At 67.2% G+C, this 522-nt stretch carries 1 protein-coding gene; it reads left to right on the plus strand.

What is annotated here, in order from left to right:
• Window positions 1-522 (plus strand): rhodanese-like domain-containing protein (locus VTU_RS0124805; RefSeq protein ID WP_029554740.1); only part of this gene is annotated, 522 nt, incomplete at both ends.

Genomic DNA, 522 nt, shown 5'->3' on the forward strand with positions numbered 1-522 from the left:
CGGTGCGCGGCTTTGTCGGCGCGCTGCGCGCCGACGCGCGTTTTGCCGATCTGGACCCCAAGGAAAGCTGGTCCGCGGACGTGCCGTTTCGCCGTATGCAGGTCAAGCTCAAGCGCGAGATCATCCGCATGGACCACCCCACGATCCGCCCCGCCCAAGGCCGCGCGCCCGCGCTCGACTGCGCCACCTTGCGGCGCTGGCTGTCCCGGGGGCGCGACGACGCAGGGCGCGAAGTCGTGACGCTGGACACACGCAACGCCTTCGAGGTGGACCATGGAAGCTTCGACAACGCCATCGACTGGCGCATCACCAAGTTCAGCGAGTTCCCTTCCGCGCTGCGCGCGCACAGGCACACGCTGCGCGACAAGACGGTGGTGAGCTTTTGCACCGGCGGAATCCGCTGCGAGAAAGCGGCCATCCTCATGCGCGAGGAAGGCCTGGACCCTGTCTACCAGCTCGAAGGCGGAATCCTGAAGTACTTCGAGCTCACCGACGGCGCGCACTACCACGGTGGCTGCTTCG

The sequence above is a fragment of the Verminephrobacter aporrectodeae subsp. tuberculatae At4 genome, assembly GCF_000193225.1.
Classification (GTDB): Bacteria; Pseudomonadota; Gammaproteobacteria; order Burkholderiales; family Burkholderiaceae_C; genus Acidovorax; species Acidovorax aporrectodeae.